The 1,281-nt window shown below is 61.0% G+C and carries 1 pseudogene; it reads right to left on the reverse strand.

What is annotated here, in order from left to right:
- Positions 1-17: 17 nt before the first annotated feature.
- A pseudogene (locus AC2FNY_RS21025) lies at positions 18-1,196 on the reverse strand (IS3 family transposase).
- Between the last annotated feature and the right edge of the window lie 85 nt (positions 1,197-1,281).

A 1,281-nucleotide genomic window follows, 5' to 3' on the forward strand; every position in this document is an offset into this window, starting at 1 on the left:
GTGTTTTTCCGCCTGGGTTACGCCGCTGCCGCATCAGGTATTGGCTTGTTGAAGTAGGCCTGATCGGGGGTTCTCCCGTCAAGCGATGAGTGCGGTCGACGGCTGTTGTAGAAGCCCAGGTATCGGCCGATCCCGACCCGGGCTTCGGCCACGCTGGCATAGGCCCGCAGGTAGACTTCCTCGTATTTGATAGTCCGCCACAGACGCTCGACGAAGACGTTGTCGCGCCAAGCTCCCTTGCCATCCATGCTGATCTTGATTTTGCGGGCGGCCAGCACCTTGATGAAGCCGGTGGACGTGAACTGGCTGCCCTGATCCGTGTTGAAGAGCTCGGGTGCGCCGTGTCGCGCCAGTGCTTCCTCGACAGCCTCAATGCAAAAATCCACCTCCAGCGTGATCGACACCCGCCATGCCAGGACACGCCGTGTGAACCAGTCCAGCACGGCGGCCAGATAGATGTACCCGCGGGCGATGCAGTGCCCGGCAGGCGAATGCGTAGCATTCTGCCGAGAGGGGGATGTAGGTGATATCCATCGCCCAGACCTGGTTGGGGCGGGTGATGGGCAGCTTTCTCAGAAGATAGGGGTAGATCTTGTGCCCCGGCGCCGGTTTCGAGGTGTTGGGCTTGCGATAGAGCGCCTCGATACCCACCCGCTTCATCAGGGTCGCGACATGCAGGCGCCCGACCTTGAACCCTTCCTGGACCAGCAGCCCCTGCAACATCCGGCTGCCCGCGAACGGGAATTCCATGTGCAGCTTGTCGATCCGGTGCATCAGCTTCAGGTTCGTGTCCGAGACCGGGCGGGGCTTGTAATACACGCTGCCCCGGCTGATCCCAAGTACGGTGGCCTGGCGACTGACGCTCAGCTTCGCGGTGGGATCGATCATTTTCTTGCGCTCGGCAACAGACCCGCCTTGCCGAGCGCGCCGGACAAAAAATCATTCTCCAGCGTCAGCTCTCCGATCTTCGCGTGCAGCGTCTTCACGTCGATGGTCGTTTCCGGATCGCTCTTCGGCGCCTCCCCAAACACCCCGGTCGCGCCTTCAAGGAGCTGATCGCGCCACTGCTTGATCTGGTTTGGATGCACGTCGAAATCCTGCGCCAGCTCTATCAGGGTCTTCTCGCCCTTGATCGCGGCCACTGCCACTTTCGCCTTGAATGCCGGGCTGTGGTTCCGGCGCGGTCGTCTTGTCATGGTCTTCTCCTCGCTCGCAGCATCATGCTGCTGTTGCGCGGAAAATCCACTTATCCCGGATGTTCAGTTTTCCGGAACCGTCTCT

This window comes from Ruegeria sp. BHSC223 (assembly GCF_059613025.1).